Below are 18,739 nucleotides of genomic sequence, written 5' to 3'. Positions count from 1 at the left end.
CTCACTTCTTGATGTTCCAGAAGGACGTTTGAATGTCGGACAAGACTGAACAGGAGCCAATCGTGGCGGGCACGCCAAAAGATGTCCGTCCGATAAAGCTTGCCTGCCGCAATGTCTGGAAGCTGTTCGGATCGAATGCGACCAGTTTCATCCGCGAACGCGACGGCAAGGCCAGCATGGCCGATGTCACCGCTGCCGGGCTGGTCGGCGCGGTGCGCGCCGTCGACCTCGAAATCCGCCAGGGCGAGATCTTCATCATCATGGGCCTGTCGGGCTCCGGCAAGTCGACGCTGGTGCGCTGCATGTCGCGGCTGGTCGAGCCGACCCACGGCAAGGTCGAATTCGAGGGCAAGGACCTGCTGAAGATCTCGGATGCAGCACTCATCGAATTGCGGCGACACCGGATGGGCATGGTGTTCCAGAACTTTGCCCTGCTGCCGCATCTCAACGTGCTGGAGAACATCGCCTTTCCGCTCAGCATCCAGGGGCAGGACCGGCCGACACGCGAGGCACGGGCGCGCGAGGTCATCGAGCTTGTCGGCCTGCGTGGCCGCGAGCATTTCTATCCGCGCGAACTGTCCGGCGGCCAGCAGCAGCGTGTCGGCATTGCCCGCAGCCTGGCGACCAAACCGGAAATCTGGTTCCTCGACGAGCCGTTCTCGGCGCTCGACCCGCTGATCCGCCGCGAGATGCAGGACGAGCTGATGCGGCTGCAGACCATGCTGCACAAGACCATCGTCTTCATCACCCACGATTTCGACGAGGCCATCCGGCTGGCCGACCGCATCGCCATCATGAAGGATGGCGAGGTCATCCAGATCGGCACGCCGGAAGAGCTGGTGGTCAATCCGGCCACCGACTATGTCGCCGAGTTCACCCGCGACGTCGACCGCGCCAAGGTGATTTCGGCACGCAGCCTGATGCGCGCCTGCGACGGCTCAGAGCATGGCGGCACCATTGCCCCAGATGCCAAGATCGCCAGCTTCTCGGCCGGTATCGTAGCCGCCAACAAGCCGTTCGCGGTGGTCAACGGCACCGGCAAACCGATCGGCGAGGTGACGCCGCAAGCGGTGATCGACCTGCTGGCCGGCATCGATCGCTCAAGGGCCGGCGCATGACGGTGACGGCAAGCGCCAGCGAAACGCATTCCCGCCCGGCTCAGATCTGGCTTCTGATCTGGGCGTGCGCGCTTGCCATCGTGCTTGTCGTGTTCCTGCTCGAGGACCGCCTGCCCTGGGCCGTCAACTATCCGGCCAGCGCCGTCGTGCCGGTCGCCGACTGGATCAGCGCGCTGATGCGCTGGATCAAGTCCAACCTGTCGTGGCTGACCCGCTCGATCACCGCCGTGCTCGGCGTGCCACTCGACTTCGCGCTCAATCTGCTGGCCAAGAATTTCAAGATCGGCCATGGCGCTGAAGCCTATGTCCTGCCGCGCCTGTCCTGGGTTGGCGTCTGCGCTGCCGCCTTCCTCGCCGGACATACCGTTGGCGGCAGAAAACTCAGCCTGCTGGTTGGTGGCTGCTTCCTCTACATCGCGCTGTTCGGCCAATGGACCAGCGCCATGCTGACACTCGGGCTGATCTCCATCGCGGTGCCGTTCTGCATCGTCACCGGGCTGTTCGCCGGCATCTGGGCGTGGCGCAAGCCATGGGCCGAAAGGCTCATCGTCTCCCCTGCCCTTGACCTGATGCAGACGATCCCGACCTTCGCCTACCTGATCCCGATGCTGCTGCTGTTCGGCAACAGCCCGGTGTCGGCGATGATTGCGACCGCCATCTTCGCCACCCCGCCGATGGTGCGGGCGACGATGCTGGGCCTGTCGCGGGTGCCGTCAGAGATCGACGATTTCAGCGAGATGGCCGGCTGCACGGCGCGGCAGAAACTGTGGCGAGTGCTGCTGCCGTCGGCGCGGCCGACGCTGATGATCGGCGTCAACCAGGTGATCATGCTGGCGCTGAACATGGTCATCATCGCCTCGATGATCGGCGCCGGTGGTCTCGGCTACGACGTGCTTCTCGCACTGCGCGCGCTGAAGGTCGGCGAGGCGATGGAAGCGGGCCTTGCCATCGTGGCGCTCGCGATCGCACTCGACCGGCTGAGCCAGGCCATCGCGCACAAGCAGGCAAAGGGCCATGTCCATCAGGAGATGAGCCCGAGCCTCTGGCGGCGCCACCCTAACCTGACGCTGGCCATCGCCATCCTTGTCGTGACAACGCTGCTCGGCCTGTTCGTTCCCGCCTTCGCGGCGGTGCCGAAAGCGATCACCTTCACCACGGCCCCGCTGTGGAAGGCGGCGGTGAACTGGGTGACGATCAATTTCTTCGACACGATCGAAGCGTTTCGCGTGGCGCTCATCCTGAACCTGCTGAACCCGCTGCGCGCTTTTTGCGAAGGGTTTCCGTGGCTGGGTGCGGTGTTCCTGCTCGGCCTTGCCGGCTATCAGCTCAGCGGCTTCCGCCTGGCCGTATTGGTCGCAGCACTGACCGCCTTCTGCGCCGTCACAGGGCTGTGGGAAAAGACCATGGCGACCGTCTATCTCTGCGGCATCTCGGCCTTCATCGCCTGCCTGATCGGCATCCCCATCGGCCTGATGGCGTCGCGCAGCGACCGCTTCGAGAAGATCGTCACACCGGTCATCGACACGCTGCAGGTGTTGCCGTCCTTCTGCTTCATCATTCCGGTGGTGATGCTGTTCAGGGTCGGCGACGTCACCGCGATGATCGCAACGATAGCCTTCGCCGTGGTGCCGGCGATCCGTTACACCAATCATGGCATCAGGCAGGTGCCGCCGGCGCTGATCGAAGCGGCCAAGGTTTCGGGCTGCACGCCGCGCCAGACCTTCTTTCGCGTGCAATTGCCGCTGGCGCTGCCGGAGATCATGCTGGGCGTCAACCAGACGATCCTGATGGCGCTGGCGATGATCATCATTTGCGCCATGGTCGGCACCCGTGACCTCGGCCAGGAAGTGTTCATCGCCCTGTCCAAGGCCGATTCCGGCCGCGGCATCGTCGCCGGTCTCGCCATTGCCTTCATCGGCATCGTCGCCGACCGGCTGTTCAGCGCCTGGACTGCGAAGGCCAGGGCAAGGCTGGGGTAGCCTGCGGCCCGACGTTATTCCGCCGCAACCCCCTTCACTTCGAGATAACTCTCCATGGAATCGTCCAGCGCCTGCAGCCAGGGCGTATGATGCAGCGGCGCCATGGTGCCGGTCATCAGTGAACGGTAGGCATGGTCGCGGAAGCTCATAATGTCTTCGCCCTTGTGGTGCTCCCACTCCATGAAGGTCTGGTTGACCGCCTCGACGTCGAAGCCGGGATAGTCGGTCTGGTCCATCAATTCCTTGGTGTAGTCGCCCTGGAACCAGATCATCTGCTCGGCGTCTTCCAGCGTTTCCTCACGCGCGCGCCACTTTGCGCCGTGCTCGGCCATCGCCTCGGCCGAGGGCAGCTTGATGCGTCCCATGATGACGTCGCGCGCGAACCAGGCCTGCGCGTCGAACATGTTGAAGGTGTAGAACTGGTCCTGCATGCCGATATAGGAGAGCTGCGGGTTCTTTTCCCAGACGACGCCTTCATAGAGGTCAAGCGGCCACATGCGGTTGGCGGTCTTGAGCTTGAGGTCGTCGGTGAGGAAGGGGAAGGAATGCAGATAGCCGGTGCACAGGATGATGGCATCGACATCCTTGGTGGTGCCATCCTTGAAATGCGCAGTCTTGCCGACAACCTTCTGCAGCAGCGGCACCTCTTTCCAATTGTCAGGCCATTTGAAGCCCATCGGCTTCGAGCGGTAGCTGGAGGTGATCGATTTGGCGCCGTATTTGTAGCATTGCGAGCCGATGTCCTCGGCCGAATAGGAGCGGCCGATGATCAGGATATCCTTGCCCTTGAATTCCATCGCGTCGCGGAAATCATGGCTGTGCAGGATGCGGCCGTTAAAGGTCGAAAAACCCTCGAAATAGGGTACGTTGGGCACAGAGAAATGGCCGGAGGCGACGACGACATTGTCGAACTCTTCCGAATAGGTGACGTCATTGGTGCGGTCATGCGCGGTGACTGTGAACTTCTTCGTCTCGTCCGAAAACGTCACCATGCGCACCGGGCTGTTGAAGCGCACCCATTTTCGCAGGCCGGATTTTTCGACGCGGCCCTTGATGTAGTCCCACAGCACGGCGCGCGGCGGGTAGGAGCCGATCGGCCGGCCGAAATGCTCCTCGAAGGTGTAGTCGGCGAATTCCAGGCACTCCTTCGGTCCGTTCGACCAGAGGTAGCGGTACATTGAGCCGTGCACCGGGTCGCCATGCTCGTCGAGGCCGGTGCGCCAGGTGTAGTTCCACAGGCCGCCCCAGTCCGACTGTTTTTCGAAGCAGACGATCTCTGGAATGTCGGCGCCCTTGTCAGCCGCCGACTTAAAGGCCCTGAGCTGTGCCAGGCCGGACGGGCCGGCTCCGATGACGGCAACGCGACTTTTCATGGCAGGCCTCCCGATCTGAATTGCTCTTACGAAACAAATTTCACTCACAGGGACAGTAATTCGCCCTTTCGTACTGTCAACAGTCCGGTGCTGAAACTGGGTTCCGCTACGGTGGATTTCCTGCGAAAAACCAGACGCGGCCAAACGCCGGATCGTGCGCATGCGCTTTCAGGCGACTTGCCGTCGCAGTTGCGCTGCTGTATCGGCACCTGACATGTTCACCTAGAGTGAAATAAATCCGCAGAGTGCCGGGGGCGACATGGCGAAGACAGTTTCCGATACCAAGGCTGGTCCTGCGGCCGCGAAAGCCAAACCGCTGCCAAAGGTCTCGGCCGACGGGAAAACCATCCGCGCGCCGCTGACGCAGAACCCGCATGCCATTCGCGACACCCGCGAGAAAGTGCTGGAGGTCGCGATCGGCCGCGAGGTGCGCGCCTTCCGCAAGAAGCTCGGCATCACTGTCGCTGATCTCGCGGTCGCCACCGACATCTCGCTGGGCATGCTGTCGAAGATCGAGAACGGCATCACCTCGCCCTCCCTGACCACCTTGCAGGCGCTGTCGCGGGCGCTCGGCGTTCCGGTCACTGCCTTTTTCCGCCGCTTCGAGGAAGAGCGCAGCGCCGTCTTCGTCAAGGCCGGCCAAGGGCTCGATGTTGAGCGCCGGGGCACCCGTGCCGGCCACCAGTACAATCTGCTCGGCCATATCGGCTCGAACACCAGCGGCGTCGTCGTCGAACCCTATCTGATCACGCTGACAGAGGATTCCGACGTGTTCCCGACCTTCCAGCATGAGGGCATGGAGTTCCTCTACATGCTCGAAGGCGAGGTCGTTTACCGGCATGGCAGCAACCTCTACCCGATGAAGCCCGGCGACAGCCTGTTCTTCGACGCCGACGCACCGCACGGGCCGGAGCAGCTGACGAAACTGCCGATGCGCTATTTGTCGATCATCTGCTATCCGCAGAGCGCGGGCTAAGCGGGACACAAGCAGCCCCCTCACCCGGATCGCCAACCGAATTGCGAAGGGCAATTCGGGGCAATCCGACCTCTCCCCGAGGGGAGAGGAGGCTGGCGCCAGCGTTGGCTATCTCTTCTCCCCTCGGGAGAAGGTGGCCGCGTAGCGGCCGGATGAGGGGGCCTTGCTCAATCCGGCCCAAACCCCGGACTTGTCGCACTCCCATCGTCGAGCTTCGACAGCCACTCGACCAGCGTCGGACGAAAGCGCGTCAGGCCCTTGTAGTTGGCGAGTTCGTCGGGCAGATCGCGGATGACGCGATGCAGGCGCCGGGCCCATTTCGGCTGCGTCACCAATTCGTCCATCTTGATCAGATAGCAGCGGATCGGGAAGACGATGCCGTTCGAGCGCGGCAGGCGCCAGAAGCTCTGCAGTTCGACCCGCAGATGCACCTTGTCGCCGACATTCTCCGGCGTCACCGTCGCCCGGTCCGGTCCCCATTTGTGGTAATTTTCCGGGCTGGTGTCGAGGCGTGGATTGATCGTCATCGTCCAATTCAGGCGCCGCGCCGGCTTGCCCTGCTGGATGTTGGTGAGGAACTTCAGCGCCCTGACGAAAATCCCCTTCTCATGCGCCAGCGGCACCGGCGCGTGCCATTCGAAGAAGTTCATGCCGATGTCGAAATCGAGCGACCAGTCGGCCTGGGTGGTGACCATTCCAGCATCCATCCATAAATTTCCGTCGCGCTGGTCGAGGATGCAGAAATCGCCCTGACTCTGCCGGGTGATGTATTCCATCGGCCCGTAGGGCAGCGTCGAGGTGTCGCCGAAGGTGAAGGTGTCGTCGATGCCGAGCGGCCGGTTGATCCAGCGCCAGCGGTCGCCGTCGCGGGTCAGCGTGAAATGCTCGGGATAGCCCAGTGCCTGCTGCTCCATCAAAAGCTCGAGCAGGTCCCAGCCGGCCAGCGTCATGTGCGGCAGCGACTGGCAACGCAACGGATCCTCGGCCAGCACCAGCGCCCGGTCCTGCATCTCGGCGACGTAGTGCTCGTCGACGTCGATCAGGTTTTCCAGCACGCTGCCCTTCGGCCCGACGACATGCGGCTCGATGTTGACCGCATACATGTAGGCGTCTTCGTGGAACGGAAACGGGAACCGCCTGATGTGCTCAGGGCTGTTCTTGAAGGTGAAGTCGTCGCGGAACGTTTCCTTGCGAAAGGTGATTCCCAAGCTCGCCTCCTATCTTTCCAACACCAGCGACCGACCCTCGAAGCGCGATACGCACGGCATGATCTTCTTGCCCGAACGGTGCTCTTCCTCGCTTAGCCAGTGGTCGTTGTGGATGAACTTGCCGTCATATGAGACGACGTTGGTTTCGCACTGGCCGCAGACGCCGCCGCGGCAGAGATAGGGCGGATCGACGCCGGCCGCCTCGATCGCCTCGAGCAGGCTCTGCTGTTCATCGACGCGGATCGTCTTGCCGCTTACGGCAAGCGTCACGTCGAACGGCAGCCCGGGCTGGGGTGCCGCGAAATGCTCGAAATGCACGGTCTCCGATGGCCAGCCGAAGCTTGCCGCGCGGTCACGCACCCAGTTGATCATCCCCGCCGGACCGCAGACATAGAGATGCGTACCGAGCGGCTGCGTCGACAGCAACCGGTCGAGTTCGATGCGCTCGTCAAGGTCGTCATGATAGAGCCTGACCCGGCGGTCGTAGCGCTCGCGCAGCACATCGGCGTAGGTGCCGAGCGATGCGGTGCGGCAGGTGTAGTGCAGTTCGAAATTGCCGCCTTCCGCCGCCAGTTGCGCGGTCTGCGCCATGAATGGCGTGATGCCGATGCCGCCGGCCAGCATCAGATGCTTTTTGGCGCGCAGGTCGAGCGAGAACAGATTGACCGGATAGCTGACCACCATCTCCATGCCGGGCCGGACATTCCGGTGCATGAAGAGCGAGCCGCCACGGCCGACATCGTCGCGGCGCACGGAGATCGTGTACTCGCGCGTGTCGAGCGGCGAGCCCATCAACGAATAGGGATTGAGCCTGGTCCGCTCGCCATCGCGCATCTCGACCACGACATGGGCGCCGCCGGAAAAGGTCGGCAAAAGCTCGCCGTCGCGCCGGCGGAAATGGAAGCGGGTGACCAGATCGTTGACCGGGACGACATCGCTGACCACGACATCGAGTTTTGTTGTTCCGGTGCTCATCGAAAAATCTCCTCCATCGGAGGAATCTCTGAGCGATCTTCCGCATTGATGCAGACGCCCTGGAAGGCGGCGATGCGCCTGGAATAGTGATCGCGCACCAGAAGGAGCAGGCCGCAATGCGCGCAGGTCGCCGGCTGCGTGGTCACATTCTCGGTGATGCCCTTGCAGTGCACGCACTGCATGCGCCGCGCCAGCGAGCCGCGGTGCTCGGTCTGGATCGAGGTGTGGTCGATGCCGGCCTCGAGCGCTACCTGCATCGCCTGGCCGATCAGGCCTTCGGTGCCCGAGAGGTAAAGGCGCAGGCCCATATGCGCATTGGCGAGTGTCTGCCTGAGCCGTGGCAGCAGGCTGGCGAAGGACGGCGCCTGATGAAACTGTGCCGGTTTCAGCGCGTCGAGCGCGGCGATGTGGTTGCCGTCAGGCCCAGGAATGAAGACGATTTCGGCGTCGTCGAAAAACCCGGGCGGCGCCCTCTCGGCCATCTCCGCTATCGCCAGCGCCCCTTCCGCATCCGCGATGAAAAGATGATGCTTGCCGGGCTGCGGAGACAAGGTTCCGTAAACGGGTCGGCTGATGATACTTTTGGCTGCCATTTAAGTCTTCGTGCCTCGAACCCCTCGCCGTTGACTATGCCTCAACCTTTCGCCGTGCGCTTGGTCTTCTTGGGATCGTCGAATGGCAATGGCTGGGCGGTGGCCTTGATGGCACCGCTCTTGTTGCGGATTTCGAGCTTGGTATCCTTGACCGCGCAGTCGACGTCGAGGCGGGCGATGCCCATCGATTTCTTGACCAGCGGCGAATACATGGCGCAAGTCACCACGCCGACCTTCTTGCCGTCGCGATAGATCGGCGCGCCTTCATCGGCCGGCTCCTTGCCGTCGAGCAGAACGCCATAGATCTTGAAGCGTTCCTTGCCTTTCAGGCGGTAATGCTCCTCGGCGCCGCGGAAGCCGGTCTTGCCAGGACTGACGGTGAAATCGAGGCCGAGTTCCCACAGCGTGTCGCCGGGGCCTTCATTGTCGAACGGATATTTTTGGGAATTGTCGTAGGGATAGAAGAGCAGATAACTTTCGACGCGCAGCATGTCGAGCGTGGTAAAGCGGCATGGAATGATGCCGGCGCTCTTGCCCTCGTCGAGGATCCTGTCCCAGATCGTGCCGGCATCCTGGCCACGGCAGAAGATCTCGTAGCCGCGCTCGCCGGTATAGCCGGTGCGCGAGATCATCACCGGAAGGCCGAACAGCTGCGTCTGCATGTGATGGAAATAGTTGAGGTCGCGGATACCCGGCACGTGCTTGGCCAGATAGTCGACTGATGTCGGCCCCTGCAGTGACAAATCGTGCAGATTGTCGTCGAAGCGCAGCGAGACATCGCGTCCTACGGATGCACGCTGCAACTCCTCATGGCCGGTGCCCGAACCGTGCACGACCATCCATGCATTCGGTCCAGTTCGGTAGAGGATGCAATCGTCGGTGAATTTTCCCGCCTCGTTCAGCATGCAGGCATAGGCCGACTTGCCTGGGTAGATCTTTTCGACATCGCGGGTCGTCGCCAGGTCGATCAGGTGTGAAGCATGCGGCCCGGTGATGTGGACCTTCTTGAGGCCGGAGACATCCATCAGGCCGGCCTTGGTGCGGATGGCGATGTACTCCTCGTCGGCATCCTTGTCGTAGGTCCAGGCGGTTCCCATCCCGCTCCAGTCTTCGAGCTTCGAGCCGAGCGCGCGGTGGCGATCCGCCAGGGTCGAAAATCTCCAGGATGCCGTCATCCGCTCGTCCTCCGTTTCGAAAACTCTCTGCTGTTCCCTGCCCCCTGCGCAGCGGCGGGAGCTTTGGCCGAATATTGACCGCAAACCTCCGGGCGCCGCAATACCCATAAGCAATTAATTTCATTGTCAGGCAAAATCCGCCGCGCGAAGCAAACAGTTAACTCAACGTAAATCGCGCTTGACAATTGCGGAATTCGGACTGAACTTATGAAAAAAATTTCACTCTCTTGAAAGAGGGCAACGCGAAACCAATTCGGGGTCTGGCGTTGGAAAAAGGGGAAAACCGATGTCAGACATGCAGCAGCGCATCGAAGCGCTGTACCGTTCCGACGTGCGCGGATCCGCGCTCCTGATCGTCTGCCTGTGGGCGACGATCCTCTTCGTCCTCCTCATGACGTGGCCCTACATCCCGCATGGCGGCATCAAGGCCGTGGTCGCGATCGCCGCCGCCGCCGTGCTGATCTTCAACACGGCCGCGATCCTGGCGATGGTCAAGCACTACAAGGAAGACAAGGATTTCATCTACGGGCTCGATATCAAGAACGCCGACGCGTTCCGCAACCGCAAGTCCTGAGGGGTAGAAGAGATGTCCCGTTACACGCCACCGGAGCAAAGCAAGGCCGGGCAAGTTTTCGACATCGCCGTCGTCGTGGTGGCCATTTTCGTGGCGCTGTGGCTGCCGCTCAAGCTGGGCCTTGCCGGCGCGGCGAAATCCATCGATGCGCTCGACGCCAAGACGTGGGAAGCGCTTGGCCAGAACCCGACAATGGCGTCGATCTGGGAAAAGCTCGGCTACACGCCCGAGACCGCGCACGACATCATCCAGAACCGCTTCCACTATGTCATCGATTGGCCGACGCTGATCATCATGGCCGCGGTGCTGGTCGGCTATTTCGTCTTCCTGTTTCGCGCATCCGACCGCGAGTATCGCGACGTCATCAACGAAAAATTCGACGACAAATAATCGAGGGACGCAACATGTGGACGGTACTCTCCTATGCATGCTGGGGCATCTCGATCGTACTTGCCCTTTGGATGCTCTACGACTGGTTCAAGGTCGACACGACCTTCTCCGAGGAGGTGCTGACCTCATCGCGCGAAGGCGAGCTTGAAGCCGTTTCCGAAAAACACCGGATCTGAGTGGGGATTGAACAATGACGATCACACTTGAACCGGCAATTCACGGGGACAGGGTTTCACTGCTCCGCGTGCTTGGCCCCGCCCATGTCTGGGCACTCGGCGTCGGCATCGTTCTGGTCGGCGAATTCACCGGCTGGAATTTTGCCGCCGACAAGGGCGGCGCGCTGGCAGCACTGATCGTCTGCTGGGTCGTCGGATTGCTCTACACCTCGGTCGCGATGATCGATTCCGAGGTCACATCGACCGTCGCCGCCGCCGGCGGTCAATATGCGCAGGCCAAGCACATCGTCGGACCGCTGATGGCGTTCAATGTCGCGCTGTTCCTGGTCTTTGCCTACACCATGCTCGAAGTGTCCGACGCCATCCTGCTCGGCGATACCATCGTCGCCAAGGCGGGGGTCGAAGGCCTCACCCACAATTCCTTCATCGCAGCGACCATCGTCGTACTAGCGTGGCTGAACTATCGCGGCGTGCTGATGACGCTCAACGTCAACTTCGTCATCACCGCGATCGCCTATATCTCGATCGTCATCCTGTTCTTTTCGGTCAGCCCGTGGACGCAAGGCGCGGTGCTGAAGCTCAACGAACTGGTCACTCCCGGTAATGCCCTGCCGTATGGCTGGATCGGCGTCATCGCCGCCTTCCAGTTCGGCATCTGGTACTATCTCGGCATCGAGGGCACCACGCAGGCCGCCGAGGAAGTGCGCTCGCCCGCCCGCTCGCTGCCTTATGGCACCATGGCCGGCATGATCACGCTTTTGATCGCCGCCGCCATGACCTGGTATGTCTGCGCCTCGATGATGCCATGGGAATATCTGGGCATCACCTATTATCCACTATGGGACGCGGGCAAGCTGACCGGCAGTCCGCTGCTCGAGAATCTGTTGTTTGTCGCCACGCTGCTTGCCGCGATGGCCTCCGCCAATGGCTGCATCAACGATGCGGCGCGCGCCTGGTTCTCGCTCGGCCGTGACCGCTATCTGCCGACATGGTTCTCGGCGGTGCATCCGAGATATCGCACGCCCTATCGCTCGATCCTGTTCCTGCTGCCGATCGCGCTGGCCTTCGCCTTCATCGCCGACCTCAACCAGGCGATCACCTTCTCGATCCTGTCAGGCGTGCTGCAATACACCTTCATGAGCATCAACATCATCATGTTCCGCAAGAAGTGGCCACTCGGCTCGATCCGCCGCGGCTATACGCACCCCTTCCATCCGATCCCAGCCATCGTGCTGTTTTGCCTGTGCGTGGTGACCTTCTTCGCCATCTTCCTCGGCTTCGGCTCGCAGCTGATCGCCATGGTCGCCTTCTACTTCCTGATCTCGCTGTGGTTCCATTTCTATCGCTACAAATTCGTGCGGCGCGGCGATCAGTTCACCATGCCGTGGCCAAAGCCGCAGGGTTATTGATGGGAGTAGGCCCGTCCGGATCCTGGGCGGGCCTGGCATGAGAAAATGTCCGAGGTGACATCAGCACTGCTTGCCGGGGCCATTGTCCTGGCTGTCGTCCTCCACCTTGCCTGGCAGGCGCGTGCCAGCCGCAGCAGGGCGTCGATGGCGCTCGCCGTCGAGCAGGACCGCATCCGCGCAGTCATCGCCGACGCAGCCAATGTTTCGGACGGCACCGTCGGCGTCATCACCTGGGAAGGATCGTGGAACAGCAAACGTGTCCAGGTGCGCACCATCGTCGATACGCTGGCGACGCGGAAACTGCCTGCGCGCTGGCTCAGTGTTTCGATCACCGAAGAGGTCGCGGTGCCAGCTACGTTCGACATGATGATGCGGCCGGGCTCGCCGACGACCTTCTCCAATTTCGATCATCTTGAGCACACACTGCCCAAGGCTCCCGGATTTCCTGCCGAGGCGGTGCTGCGCACCGACCGCAGGGCGGCGCGCTTCCCACAAGGCCTCATCTCCAGCCATATCGAGATCTTTGCCGAAGGGTGCGCCAAGGAACTGCTGATCACGCCCAAGGGTATACGCATCGTCTGGCTGCTGGCGGAGGCCGAACGGGCACGCTATGGCGTTTTCCGGCAGGCCGAATTTGGCGGCGCCACACTCGATCCCGCACTGATCGAAAGACTGCTGGTGTCGGTGTCGGCGCTTCGCGACGCCATCAACAAAAGCGAACGGCAGGCCGCATGACCAGTTCCATCACTGCGCCCACCAACCCCTATCTGGTTCTCGGCGCTGCAATCGTGCTGCCGGCAAGCGGGCACGTCATTCTGGGCGTGCCGGTGCGCGGCCTTCAGTTCCTCTTCTTCTTGGTGATCCTGGCATGGGTCACCGCCAAGATCGCGCCGCCAGACGCCAGCTTTGTCGGTCGTCATGCCGGCGGCTTTCTAATCTATGCCTTGTCGATCCTCGACGCCTACAAGATCGCCCGCATCCGCACCGCCAAATGGGTTCACAATGCCCGGCGAGACGGCGACAATGCACAGAGCGGCATTGGGCCGCATACGTAACTAGAGGAAAATTTTTTTCATATGATTGAATTTATGGGACTCATTCGATACATCATCTCTTAGCTACAAACGATCTCTTAGCTACAAACCACCGGGAGGCTGACATGTGTGGAATTGTCGGACTGTTTTTGAAGGACAAGGCGCTGGAACCCCAGCTTGGTGCGATGCTGTCGCAGATGCTGATCTCGCTCAGCGATCGCGGTCCGGACAGCGCCGGCATCGCCATCTACGGCGCGCCTTCCAAAAATGAGGCCAAGATCACCATCCAGTCGGCCAAGCCCGACCGCGATTTCCGCGGTCTCGAGGCGGAGCTCGCCAAGGCCATCGGCACGCCGGTGACGATCGCGGTGAAGTCGACCCATGCCGTCGTCAGGACCACGCCCGCCAAGATCGACGAGGCGCGCGAAACCATCCAGGCGCTGCGCCCCGACATCCGCATCATGGGCGCTGGCGACGTTGTCGAGATCTACAAGGAAGTCGGCCTGCCCGAGGCGGTCGTCGATCGCTTCGATGTCCGCAAGATGACCGGCACGCATGGCATCGGCCATACCCGGATGGCTACGGAATCGGCGGTGACGACGATGGGCGCGCATCCGTTCTCGACCGGAGCCGACCAGTGCCTGGTGCACAATGGTTCGCTGTCCAACCACAACAATGTCCGCCGCGAACTGATCCGCGAAGGTATGAAATTCGAGACCGAGAACGACACCGAGGTCGCTGCCGCCTATCTCTCCTCGCAGATGGCGCATGGCAAGAATCTCGGCGAGGCGCTGGAAGGCACGCTCTCCGATCTCGACGGCTTCTTCACCTTCGTCGTCGGCACCAAGAACGGCTTCGGCGTGGTGCGCGATCCGATCGCCTGCAAGCCCGCCGTGATGGCCGAAACCGACCAGTATGTCGCCTTCGGCTCGGAATATCGCGCGCTGACCAAACTGCCCGGCATAGACAATGCGAGGGTCTGGGAACCCGAGCCCGCAACCGTCTATTTCTGGGAGCATTGAGTTCATGCCGGCAACCACGCTTTCAAAGACTGCGGCGCACGACCCTCGGGTCTTCGATCTCGACCAACTGTCGTTGCGCGAACTCAACCAGGCGCTTCACAATCTGGCTCCCGGCTCGAACGAAACGGCATGGGAAGTTCTGAACCCGAAGGGCAGCCATTCGGTCGCCGTCGGCGTCGACCAGCCTGTTGCCATCGATGTGCGCGGCAGCGTCGGCTATTACTGCGGCGGCATGAATTCCGGCAGCACCATCACCGTGCATGGTTCGGCAGGCCCCGGCGTCGGCGAGAACATGATGTCGGGCTCGATCACCATCAAGGGCGACGCCAGCCAATATGCCGGCGCCACCGGCAAGGGCGGCCTGCTGGTCATCGAAGGCAACGCCTCGTCACGTTGCGGCATTTCGATGAAGGGCATCGACATCGTCGTGCACGGCAATATCGGCCACATGTCGGCCTTCATGGCGCAATCGGGCAATCTGGTGGTGCTGGGCGATGCCGGCGATGCGCTCGGCGATTCCATCTACGAGGCGCGGCTGTTCGTGCGCGGCAAGGTCGACAGCCTCGGCGCCGACTGCATCGCCAAGGAGATGCGGCCCGAGCATCTGGAATTGCTGCAGGGCCTGCTCGATCGCGCCGGCGTGACCGGCGTCAAGCCGGCGGAATTCAAGCGCTACGGCTCGGCGCGCACGCTCTACAATTTCAATATCGACAACGCCGACGCGTATTGAGGCAGCATGACCTACAGGAACCCGCCGACGACGCCGCGCAAATCCGCGACCTTCGACGACTATACGCTTTCCGAGATCCGCCGTGCCGCGGCGACCGGCATCTATGACATCCGCGGCGCTGGCGCCAAGCGCAAGCTGCCGCATTTCGACGACCTTCTGTTCCTCGGCGCCTCGATCTCGCGTTACCCGCTCGAAGGCTATCGCGAACGCTGCGACACGAGCGTCGTGCTCGGCTCTCGCCATGCCAAGAAGCCGATCGAACTGAAAATCCCGATTACCATCGCCGGCATGAGTTTTGGCTCGCTGTCAGGCCCCGCCAAGGAAGCCCTCGGACGGGGCGCGACCCTGTCGGGCACCTCGACCACCACCGGCGACGGCGGCATGACCGAGGAAGAGCGCGGCCATTCCAAGCAACTGGTCTATCAATATTTGCCCTCGCGCTATGGCATGAATCCACGCGATTTGCGCCGCGCCGATGCGATCGAAGTCGTCGTCGGCCAGGGCGCCAAGCCGGGTGGCGGCGGCATGCTGCTTGGCCAGAAGATTTCCGACCGTGTCGCCGAAATGCGCACGTTGCCGAAAGGCATCGACCAGCGCTCGGCCTCGCGCCATCCCGACTGGACCGGACCCGACGATCTCGAGATCAAGATCCTCGAACTGCGCGAAATCACCGACTGGGAAAAGCCGATCTACGTCAAGGTCGGCGGCGCCCGGCCCTATTATGACACGGCGCTTGCGGTGAAGGCGGGCGCCGATGTCGTCGTCGTCGACGGCATGCAGGGCGGCACCGCCGCCACACAGGAAGTGTTCATCGAAAATGTCGGTATGCCGACGCTTGCCTGCATCAGGCCGGCGGTGCAGGCGCTGCAAGACTTGGGCATGCACCGCAAGGTGCAACTGATCGTCTCCGGCGGCATCCGCAACGGCGCCGATGTCGCCAAGGCGCTGGCGCTCGGCGTCGACGCGGTCTCGATCGGCACGGCTGCCCTTGTCGCGCTCGGTGACAACGATCCGCGCTGGGAGGCGGAGTATAACGAGCTCGGCACCACGGCCGGCGCCTATGACGACTGGCACGAGGGCCGCGACCCGGCTGGCATCACCACGCAGGACCCCGAATTGATGAAGCGGGTCGATCCGGTGGCTGCCGGACGCCGGCTGGCGAACTTCCTCAAGGTGATGACGCTTGAGGCTCAAACGATCGCCCGCGCGTGCGGCAAGAACAGCCTGCACAATCTGGAACCCGAGGACCTCGTCGCCCTGACGATCGAGGCAGCGGCCATGGCCGGCGTGCCGCTGGCCGGCACCAACTGGATACCGGGGAAGAACGGCTTCTAATCAACGAAGGGCCGAAGCCCACACGCTCTGGGGCCACAATCGACAAAAAAATGGGGAACTTCCGTGACAGCTGATCTTGCAGAATTCGCAAGGGCGAAAAACGTCAAATATTTCATGATTTCCTACACTGACCTGTTCAGTGGCCAGCGTGCCAAGTTGGTGCCGGCACAGGCAATCGCCGACATGCAGAAGGACGGCGCCGGCTTTGCCGGGTTCGCCACCTGGCTGGACCTGACGCCGGCGCATCCCGACATGCTGGCGGTGCCGGATCCGGATTCGGTGATCCAGCTGCCGTGGAAGCCTGAGGTCGCCTGGGTCGCTGCCAACTGCATCATGGACGACAAGGAGGTCGACCAGGCGCCGCGCAACACGCTGAAGCGGCTGATTGCCGAAGCGGCCAGCGACGGCATGCATGTCAAGACCGGCGTCGAGGCCGAGTTCTTCCTGATCTCGCCCGACGGCAAGACGATTTCCGACGAATACGACACGGCCTCAAAGCCCTGCTACGACCAGCAAGCGGTGATGCGGCGCTACGACGTCATCGCCGAGATCTGCGACCACATGCTGGCGCTCGGCTGGGGCGCCTACCAAAACGACCACGAGGACGCCAACGGCCAGTTCGAGATGAACTGGGCCTTCGACGATGCGCTGGCGACCGCCGACAAGCATTCGTTCTTCAAGTTCATGGTCAAGTCGATCGCGGAAAAGCATAGCCTCCGCGCGACCTTCATGCCCAAACCCTTCCAGGGCCTGACCGGCAATGGCTGCCATGCCCATATCTCGGTCTGGGACAAGGCCGGCAAGACCAACGTCTTCGCCGACAATGCGATGGAGCTTGGCCTCTCGGCCAAGGGCAGGAATTTCCTCGGCGGCATCATGAAGCATGCCTCCGCGCTGGCCGCGATCACCAATCCGACGGTCAACTCCTACAAGCGCATCAACGCGCCGCGTACGATCTCGGGCGCGACCTGGGCGCCGAACACAGTGACCTGGACCGGCAACAACCGCACCCATATGGTGCGTGTGCCCGGCCCCGGGCGCTTCGAACTGCGGCTGCCGGATGGGGCGGCCAACCCCTATCTCCTGCAGGCCGTTATCATCGCCGCCGGCCTCGACGGCATCCGTTCCAAGGCCGATCCCGGCAAGCGCTACGACATCGACATGTACCAGCACGGCCATACGGTGAAGGGCGCGCCGAAGCTGCCGCTCAACCTGCTCGACGCCTTGCGCGAGTTCGACAAGGACAAATCGCTCAAGGCGGCGCTGGGTGAGGAATTCTCGTCGGCCTACCTAAAGCTGAAGCACCAGGAATGGAATTCCTATGCTTCGCACTTCACGCAATGGGAGCGCGACCACACGCTGGACATTTAGTCGACCCAGCGGTGCGAGCGACCTCGGAATGAACTGATGAAATACTCGATCTTCTCGCTCGCCCGCGCCGCCCTGTCCGGCCACAAGAATTGGCAACGCACCTGGCGCGACGCCACGCCGAAGGACCGCTACGACGTGGTGATCATCGGCGGCGGCGGCCATGGCTTGGCCACCGCATGGTTCCTGGCCAGCGAGTACGGCATCAAGAATGTCGCCGTGCTCGAAAAAGGCTGGATCGGCTCCGGCAATGCCGGCCGCAACACCACCATCATCCGCTCCAATTACGGCCTGCCCGGCAACACCGGCTTCTACGAACTGTCGATGAAGCTGTGGGAGCGGATGGAGCAGGACCTCAACTACAACACGATGGTCAGCCAGCGCGGCGTCATCAACCTCTACCACTCCGACGCGCAGCGAGACGCCTATGCCCGGCGCGGCAACACCATGCGCATCAACGGCATCGACGCCGAACTGCTCGATCTCGCCGCGGTCAGGAAGATGATACCGTTCCTGAACTTCGACAATGCGCGCTTTCCCGTGCAAGGCGGGCTCTTGCAGCGGCGCGGCGGCACCGCGCGGCACGATGCGGTGGTCTGGGGCTACGCGCACGCGGCGAGCGCGCTCGGCGTCGATATCATCCAGAATTGCGAAGTCACCGGCTTCGTCAGGGACGCCAATGGCAAGGTGACCGGCGTCGAGACATCCCGCGGCAAGATCGGCGGCGGTAAGGTCGGCATGGCTGTCGCCGGCTCCTCGTCGCGCGTCGCGGCGATGGCCGGTCTGCGCCTGCCGATCGAAAGCCATGTGCTGCAGGCCTTTGTCTCCGAGGCGATCAAGCCGCTTATCCCCGGCGTCATGACCTTCGGCGCCGGCCATTTCTATGTCAGCCAGTCCGACAAGGGCGGGCTGGTCTTCGGCGGCGACATAGACGGCTACAATTCCTACGCCCAGCGCGGCAACATGCCTGTGATGGAGGACGTCTGCGAGGGCGGCATGGCGCTGATGCCGATGATCGGCCGCGTGCGCCTGCTGCGCCAGTGGGGCGGCATCATGGACATGTCGATGGACGGCTCGCCGATCATCGACAAGACGCCGGTCGACGGGCTCTACATCAACGCCGGCTGGTGCTATGGCGGCTTCAAGGCGACACCGGGTTCCGGCTTCGTCTTTGCCCATCTTCTAGCCCGCGACACGCCGCACGAAGAAGCGGTGCGGTTCCGCCTCGACCGCTTCCGGCGCGGTGCGATGATCGACGAAAAGGGCCAGGGCGCCCAACCGAACCTGCATTGAAGGCGGTTTAG

19 protein-coding genes are annotated in these 18,739 nt (G+C 62.4%); 14 read left to right on the top strand and 5 right to left on the bottom strand.

Going from position 1 to position 18,739, the window contains the following annotated elements:
• Window positions 1-32: 32 nt before the first annotated feature.
• Both C8D77_RS10265 and C8D77_RS10260 read left to right on the top strand, forming a co-directional pair.
• Window positions 33-1,118 (top strand): quaternary amine ABC transporter ATP-binding protein, encoded by a 1,086-nt coding sequence (locus C8D77_RS10265; RefSeq protein WP_109662007.1) that lies wholly within the window; start codon window positions 33-35, stop codon window positions 1,116-1,118.
• Window positions 1,115-3,097 carry an ABC transporter permease gene (locus tag C8D77_RS10260; protein ID WP_109662004.1) on the top strand — a complete coding sequence of 661 codons (1,983 nt, stop codon included), beginning with the start codon at window positions 1,115-1,117 and terminating at the stop codon, window positions 3,095-3,097. The genes C8D77_RS10265 and C8D77_RS10260 overlap by 4 nt, the downstream gene beginning before the upstream one ends.
• 14 nt (window positions 3,098-3,111) lie before the next feature.
• Here the strand turns inward: C8D77_RS10260 and C8D77_RS10255 are convergent, their stop codons facing one another.
• A complete protein-coding gene (locus C8D77_RS10255; protein WP_109662001.1) occupies window positions 3,112-4,470 on the bottom strand; it encodes an NAD(P)-binding domain-containing protein in 1,359 nt (452 codons plus the stop codon).
• A 259-nt stretch (window positions 4,471-4,729) separates the two neighbouring features.
• Between C8D77_RS10255 and C8D77_RS10250 the strand changes: the two genes are divergently transcribed.
• Window positions 4,730-5,446 (top strand): helix-turn-helix domain-containing protein, encoded by a 717-nt coding sequence (locus tag C8D77_RS10250; RefSeq protein WP_109661999.1) that lies wholly within the window; start codon window positions 4,730-4,732, stop codon window positions 5,444-5,446.
• Window positions 5,447-5,613: 167 nt separating this feature from the next.
• Here C8D77_RS10250 and C8D77_RS10245 read toward each other — a convergent pair whose 3' ends face one another.
• From C8D77_RS10245 to C8D77_RS10230, 4 genes are read right to left on the bottom strand one after another with little or no spacing between them, the layout of a single operon-like run.
• Window positions 5,614-6,654, bottom strand: a complete 1,041-nt coding sequence (locus C8D77_RS10245; RefSeq protein WP_109661997.1) for a heme-dependent oxidative N-demethylase family protein — start codon at window positions 6,652-6,654, stop codon at window positions 5,614-5,616.
• A 9-nt stretch (window positions 6,655-6,663) separates the two neighbouring features.
• Entirely contained in the window at window positions 6,664-7,629 is a 966-nt protein-coding gene (locus tag C8D77_RS10240) for a PDR/VanB family oxidoreductase (RefSeq protein WP_109661995.1), read from the bottom strand.
• Entirely contained in the window at window positions 7,626-8,222 is a 597-nt protein-coding gene (locus C8D77_RS10235) for a dimethylamine monooxygenase subunit DmmA family protein (protein ID WP_109661992.1), read from the bottom strand. Before C8D77_RS10235 ends, C8D77_RS10240 begins: the two co-directional genes overlap by 4 nt.
• Window positions 8,223-8,263: 41 nt before the next feature.
• Window positions 8,264-9,397 carry an aminomethyl transferase family protein gene (locus C8D77_RS10230; protein WP_109661990.1) on the bottom strand — a complete coding sequence of 378 codons (1,134 nt, stop codon included), beginning with the start codon at window positions 9,395-9,397 and terminating at the stop codon, window positions 8,264-8,266.
• Between the two features lie 286 nt (window positions 9,398-9,683).
• Here C8D77_RS10230 and C8D77_RS10225 point away from each other — a divergent pair, with 286 nt between their 5' ends.
• The 11 genes from C8D77_RS10225 to C8D77_RS10175 all read left to right on the top strand — a co-directional run bounded on the left by C8D77_RS10225 (window position 9,684) and on the right by C8D77_RS10175 (window position 18,728).
• Complete coding sequence (locus tag C8D77_RS10225; RefSeq protein ID WP_109661989.1) at window positions 9,684-9,971, top strand: hypothetical protein; 288 nt, start codon at window positions 9,684-9,686, stop codon at window positions 9,969-9,971.
• Between the two features lie 12 nt (window positions 9,972-9,983).
• On the top strand, window positions 9,984-10,361 hold the full coding sequence (locus tag C8D77_RS10220) for a hypothetical protein (protein ID WP_109661986.1): 378 nt from the start codon (window positions 9,984-9,986) through the stop codon (window positions 10,359-10,361).
• Window positions 10,362-10,375: 14 nt separating this feature from the next.
• Entirely contained in the window at window positions 10,376-10,537 is a 162-nt protein-coding gene (locus C8D77_RS10215) for a hypothetical protein (protein ID WP_023759014.1), read from the top strand.
• A 14-nt stretch (window positions 10,538-10,551) separates the two neighbouring features.
• The gene (locus tag C8D77_RS10210; RefSeq protein WP_109661984.1) at window positions 10,552-11,946 is read left to right on the top strand and encodes an APC family permease; all 1,395 of its coding nucleotides are present in this window, start codon (window positions 10,552-10,554) and stop codon (window positions 11,944-11,946) included.
• A gap of 45 nt (window positions 11,947-11,991) precedes the next feature.
• Window positions 11,992-12,681, top strand: a complete 690-nt coding sequence (locus tag C8D77_RS10205; protein WP_170136718.1) for a hypothetical protein — start codon at window positions 11,992-11,994, stop codon at window positions 12,679-12,681.
• Window positions 12,678-13,001 (top strand): hypothetical protein, encoded by a 324-nt coding sequence (locus tag C8D77_RS10200; RefSeq protein WP_109661982.1) that lies wholly within the window; start codon window positions 12,678-12,680, stop codon window positions 12,999-13,001. The genes C8D77_RS10205 and C8D77_RS10200 overlap by 4 nt, the downstream gene beginning before the upstream one ends.
• A 104-nt stretch (window positions 13,002-13,105) precedes the next feature.
• Complete coding sequence (locus C8D77_RS10195) at window positions 13,106-14,002, top strand: class II glutamine amidotransferase (RefSeq protein WP_109661980.1); 897 nt, start codon at window positions 13,106-13,108, stop codon at window positions 14,000-14,002.
• A gap of 4 nt (window positions 14,003-14,006) precedes the next feature.
• On the top strand, window positions 14,007-14,732 hold the full coding sequence (locus tag C8D77_RS10190; RefSeq protein WP_109661978.1) for a GltB/FmdC/FwdC-like GXGXG domain-containing protein: 726 nt from the start codon (window positions 14,007-14,009) through the stop codon (window positions 14,730-14,732).
• A 6-nt stretch (window positions 14,733-14,738) separates the two neighbouring features.
• A complete protein-coding gene (locus C8D77_RS10185; RefSeq protein ID WP_109661976.1) occupies window positions 14,739-16,067 on the top strand; it encodes an FMN-binding glutamate synthase family protein in 1,329 nt (442 codons plus the stop codon).
• A gap of 63 nt (window positions 16,068-16,130) precedes the next feature.
• Window positions 16,131-17,438 carry a type III glutamate--ammonia ligase gene (gene glnT, locus C8D77_RS10180; protein WP_109661974.1) on the top strand — a complete coding sequence of 436 codons (1,308 nt, stop codon included), beginning with the start codon at window positions 16,131-16,133 and terminating at the stop codon, window positions 17,436-17,438.
• 36 nt (window positions 17,439-17,474) lie between these two features.
• Window positions 17,475-18,728, top strand: a complete 1,254-nt coding sequence (locus tag C8D77_RS10175) for a sarcosine oxidase subunit beta family protein (RefSeq protein WP_109661972.1) — start codon at window positions 17,475-17,477, stop codon at window positions 18,726-18,728.
• The last annotated feature ends 11 nt before the right edge of the window (window positions 18,729-18,739 follow it).

Origin of the sequence: Mesorhizobium loti (assembly GCF_003148495.1) — a bacterium.
Lineage (GTDB): Bacteria > Pseudomonadota > Alphaproteobacteria > Rhizobiales > Rhizobiaceae > Mesorhizobium > Mesorhizobium loti.
Note: the sequence above shows the minus strand (reverse complement) of the source record. Positions and strands in the feature narration are given on the sequence as shown.

What these genes read in the sequence shown, in the direction of transcription:
- C8D77_RS10250 (WP_109661999.1), top strand. Translation starts at nt 4,730, where the DNA reads ATGGCGAAGACAGTTTCCGATACCAAGGCTGGTCCTGCGGCCGCGAAA.
- C8D77_RS10230 (WP_109661990.1), bottom strand. Translation starts at nt 9,397, where the DNA reads ATGACGGCATCCTGGAGATTTTCGACCCTGGCGGATCGCCACCGCGCG.
- C8D77_RS10215 (WP_023759014.1), top strand. Translation starts at nt 10,376, where the DNA reads ATGTGGACGGTACTCTCCTATGCATGCTGGGGCATCTCGATCGTACTT.
- C8D77_RS10205 (WP_170136718.1), top strand. Translation starts at nt 11,992, where the DNA reads ATGTCCGAGGTGACATCAGCACTGCTTGCCGGGGCCATTGTCCTGGCT.
- C8D77_RS10240 (WP_109661995.1), bottom strand. Translation starts at nt 7,629, where the DNA reads ATGAGCACCGGAACAACAAAACTCGATGTCGTGGTCAGCGATGTCGTC.
- C8D77_RS10185 (WP_109661976.1), top strand. Translation starts at nt 14,739, where the DNA reads ATGACCTACAGGAACCCGCCGACGACGCCGCGCAAATCCGCGACCTTC.
- C8D77_RS10235 (WP_109661992.1), bottom strand. Translation starts at nt 8,222, where the DNA reads ATGGCAGCCAAAAGTATCATCAGCCGACCCGTTTACGGAACCTTGTCT.
- C8D77_RS10225 (WP_109661989.1), top strand. Translation starts at nt 9,684, where the DNA reads ATGTCAGACATGCAGCAGCGCATCGAAGCGCTGTACCGTTCCGACGTG.
- C8D77_RS10190 (WP_109661978.1), top strand. Translation starts at nt 14,007, where the DNA reads ATGCCGGCAACCACGCTTTCAAAGACTGCGGCGCACGACCCTCGGGTC.
- C8D77_RS10255 (WP_109662001.1), bottom strand. Translation starts at nt 4,470, where the DNA reads ATGAAAAGTCGCGTTGCCGTCATCGGAGCCGGCCCGTCCGGCCTGGCA.
- C8D77_RS10220 (WP_109661986.1), top strand. Translation starts at nt 9,984, where the DNA reads ATGTCCCGTTACACGCCACCGGAGCAAAGCAAGGCCGGGCAAGTTTTC.
- C8D77_RS10175 (WP_109661972.1), top strand. Translation starts at nt 17,475, where the DNA reads ATGAAATACTCGATCTTCTCGCTCGCCCGCGCCGCCCTGTCCGGCCAC.
- C8D77_RS10210 (WP_109661984.1), top strand. Translation starts at nt 10,552, where the DNA reads ATGACGATCACACTTGAACCGGCAATTCACGGGGACAGGGTTTCACTG.
- C8D77_RS10195 (WP_109661980.1), top strand. Translation starts at nt 13,106, where the DNA reads ATGTGTGGAATTGTCGGACTGTTTTTGAAGGACAAGGCGCTGGAACCC.
- C8D77_RS10260 (WP_109662004.1), top strand. Translation starts at nt 1,115, where the DNA reads ATGACGGTGACGGCAAGCGCCAGCGAAACGCATTCCCGCCCGGCTCAG.
- C8D77_RS10200 (WP_109661982.1), top strand. Translation starts at nt 12,678, where the DNA reads ATGACCAGTTCCATCACTGCGCCCACCAACCCCTATCTGGTTCTCGGC.
- C8D77_RS10265 (WP_109662007.1), top strand. Translation starts at nt 33, where the DNA reads ATGTCGGACAAGACTGAACAGGAGCCAATCGTGGCGGGCACGCCAAAA.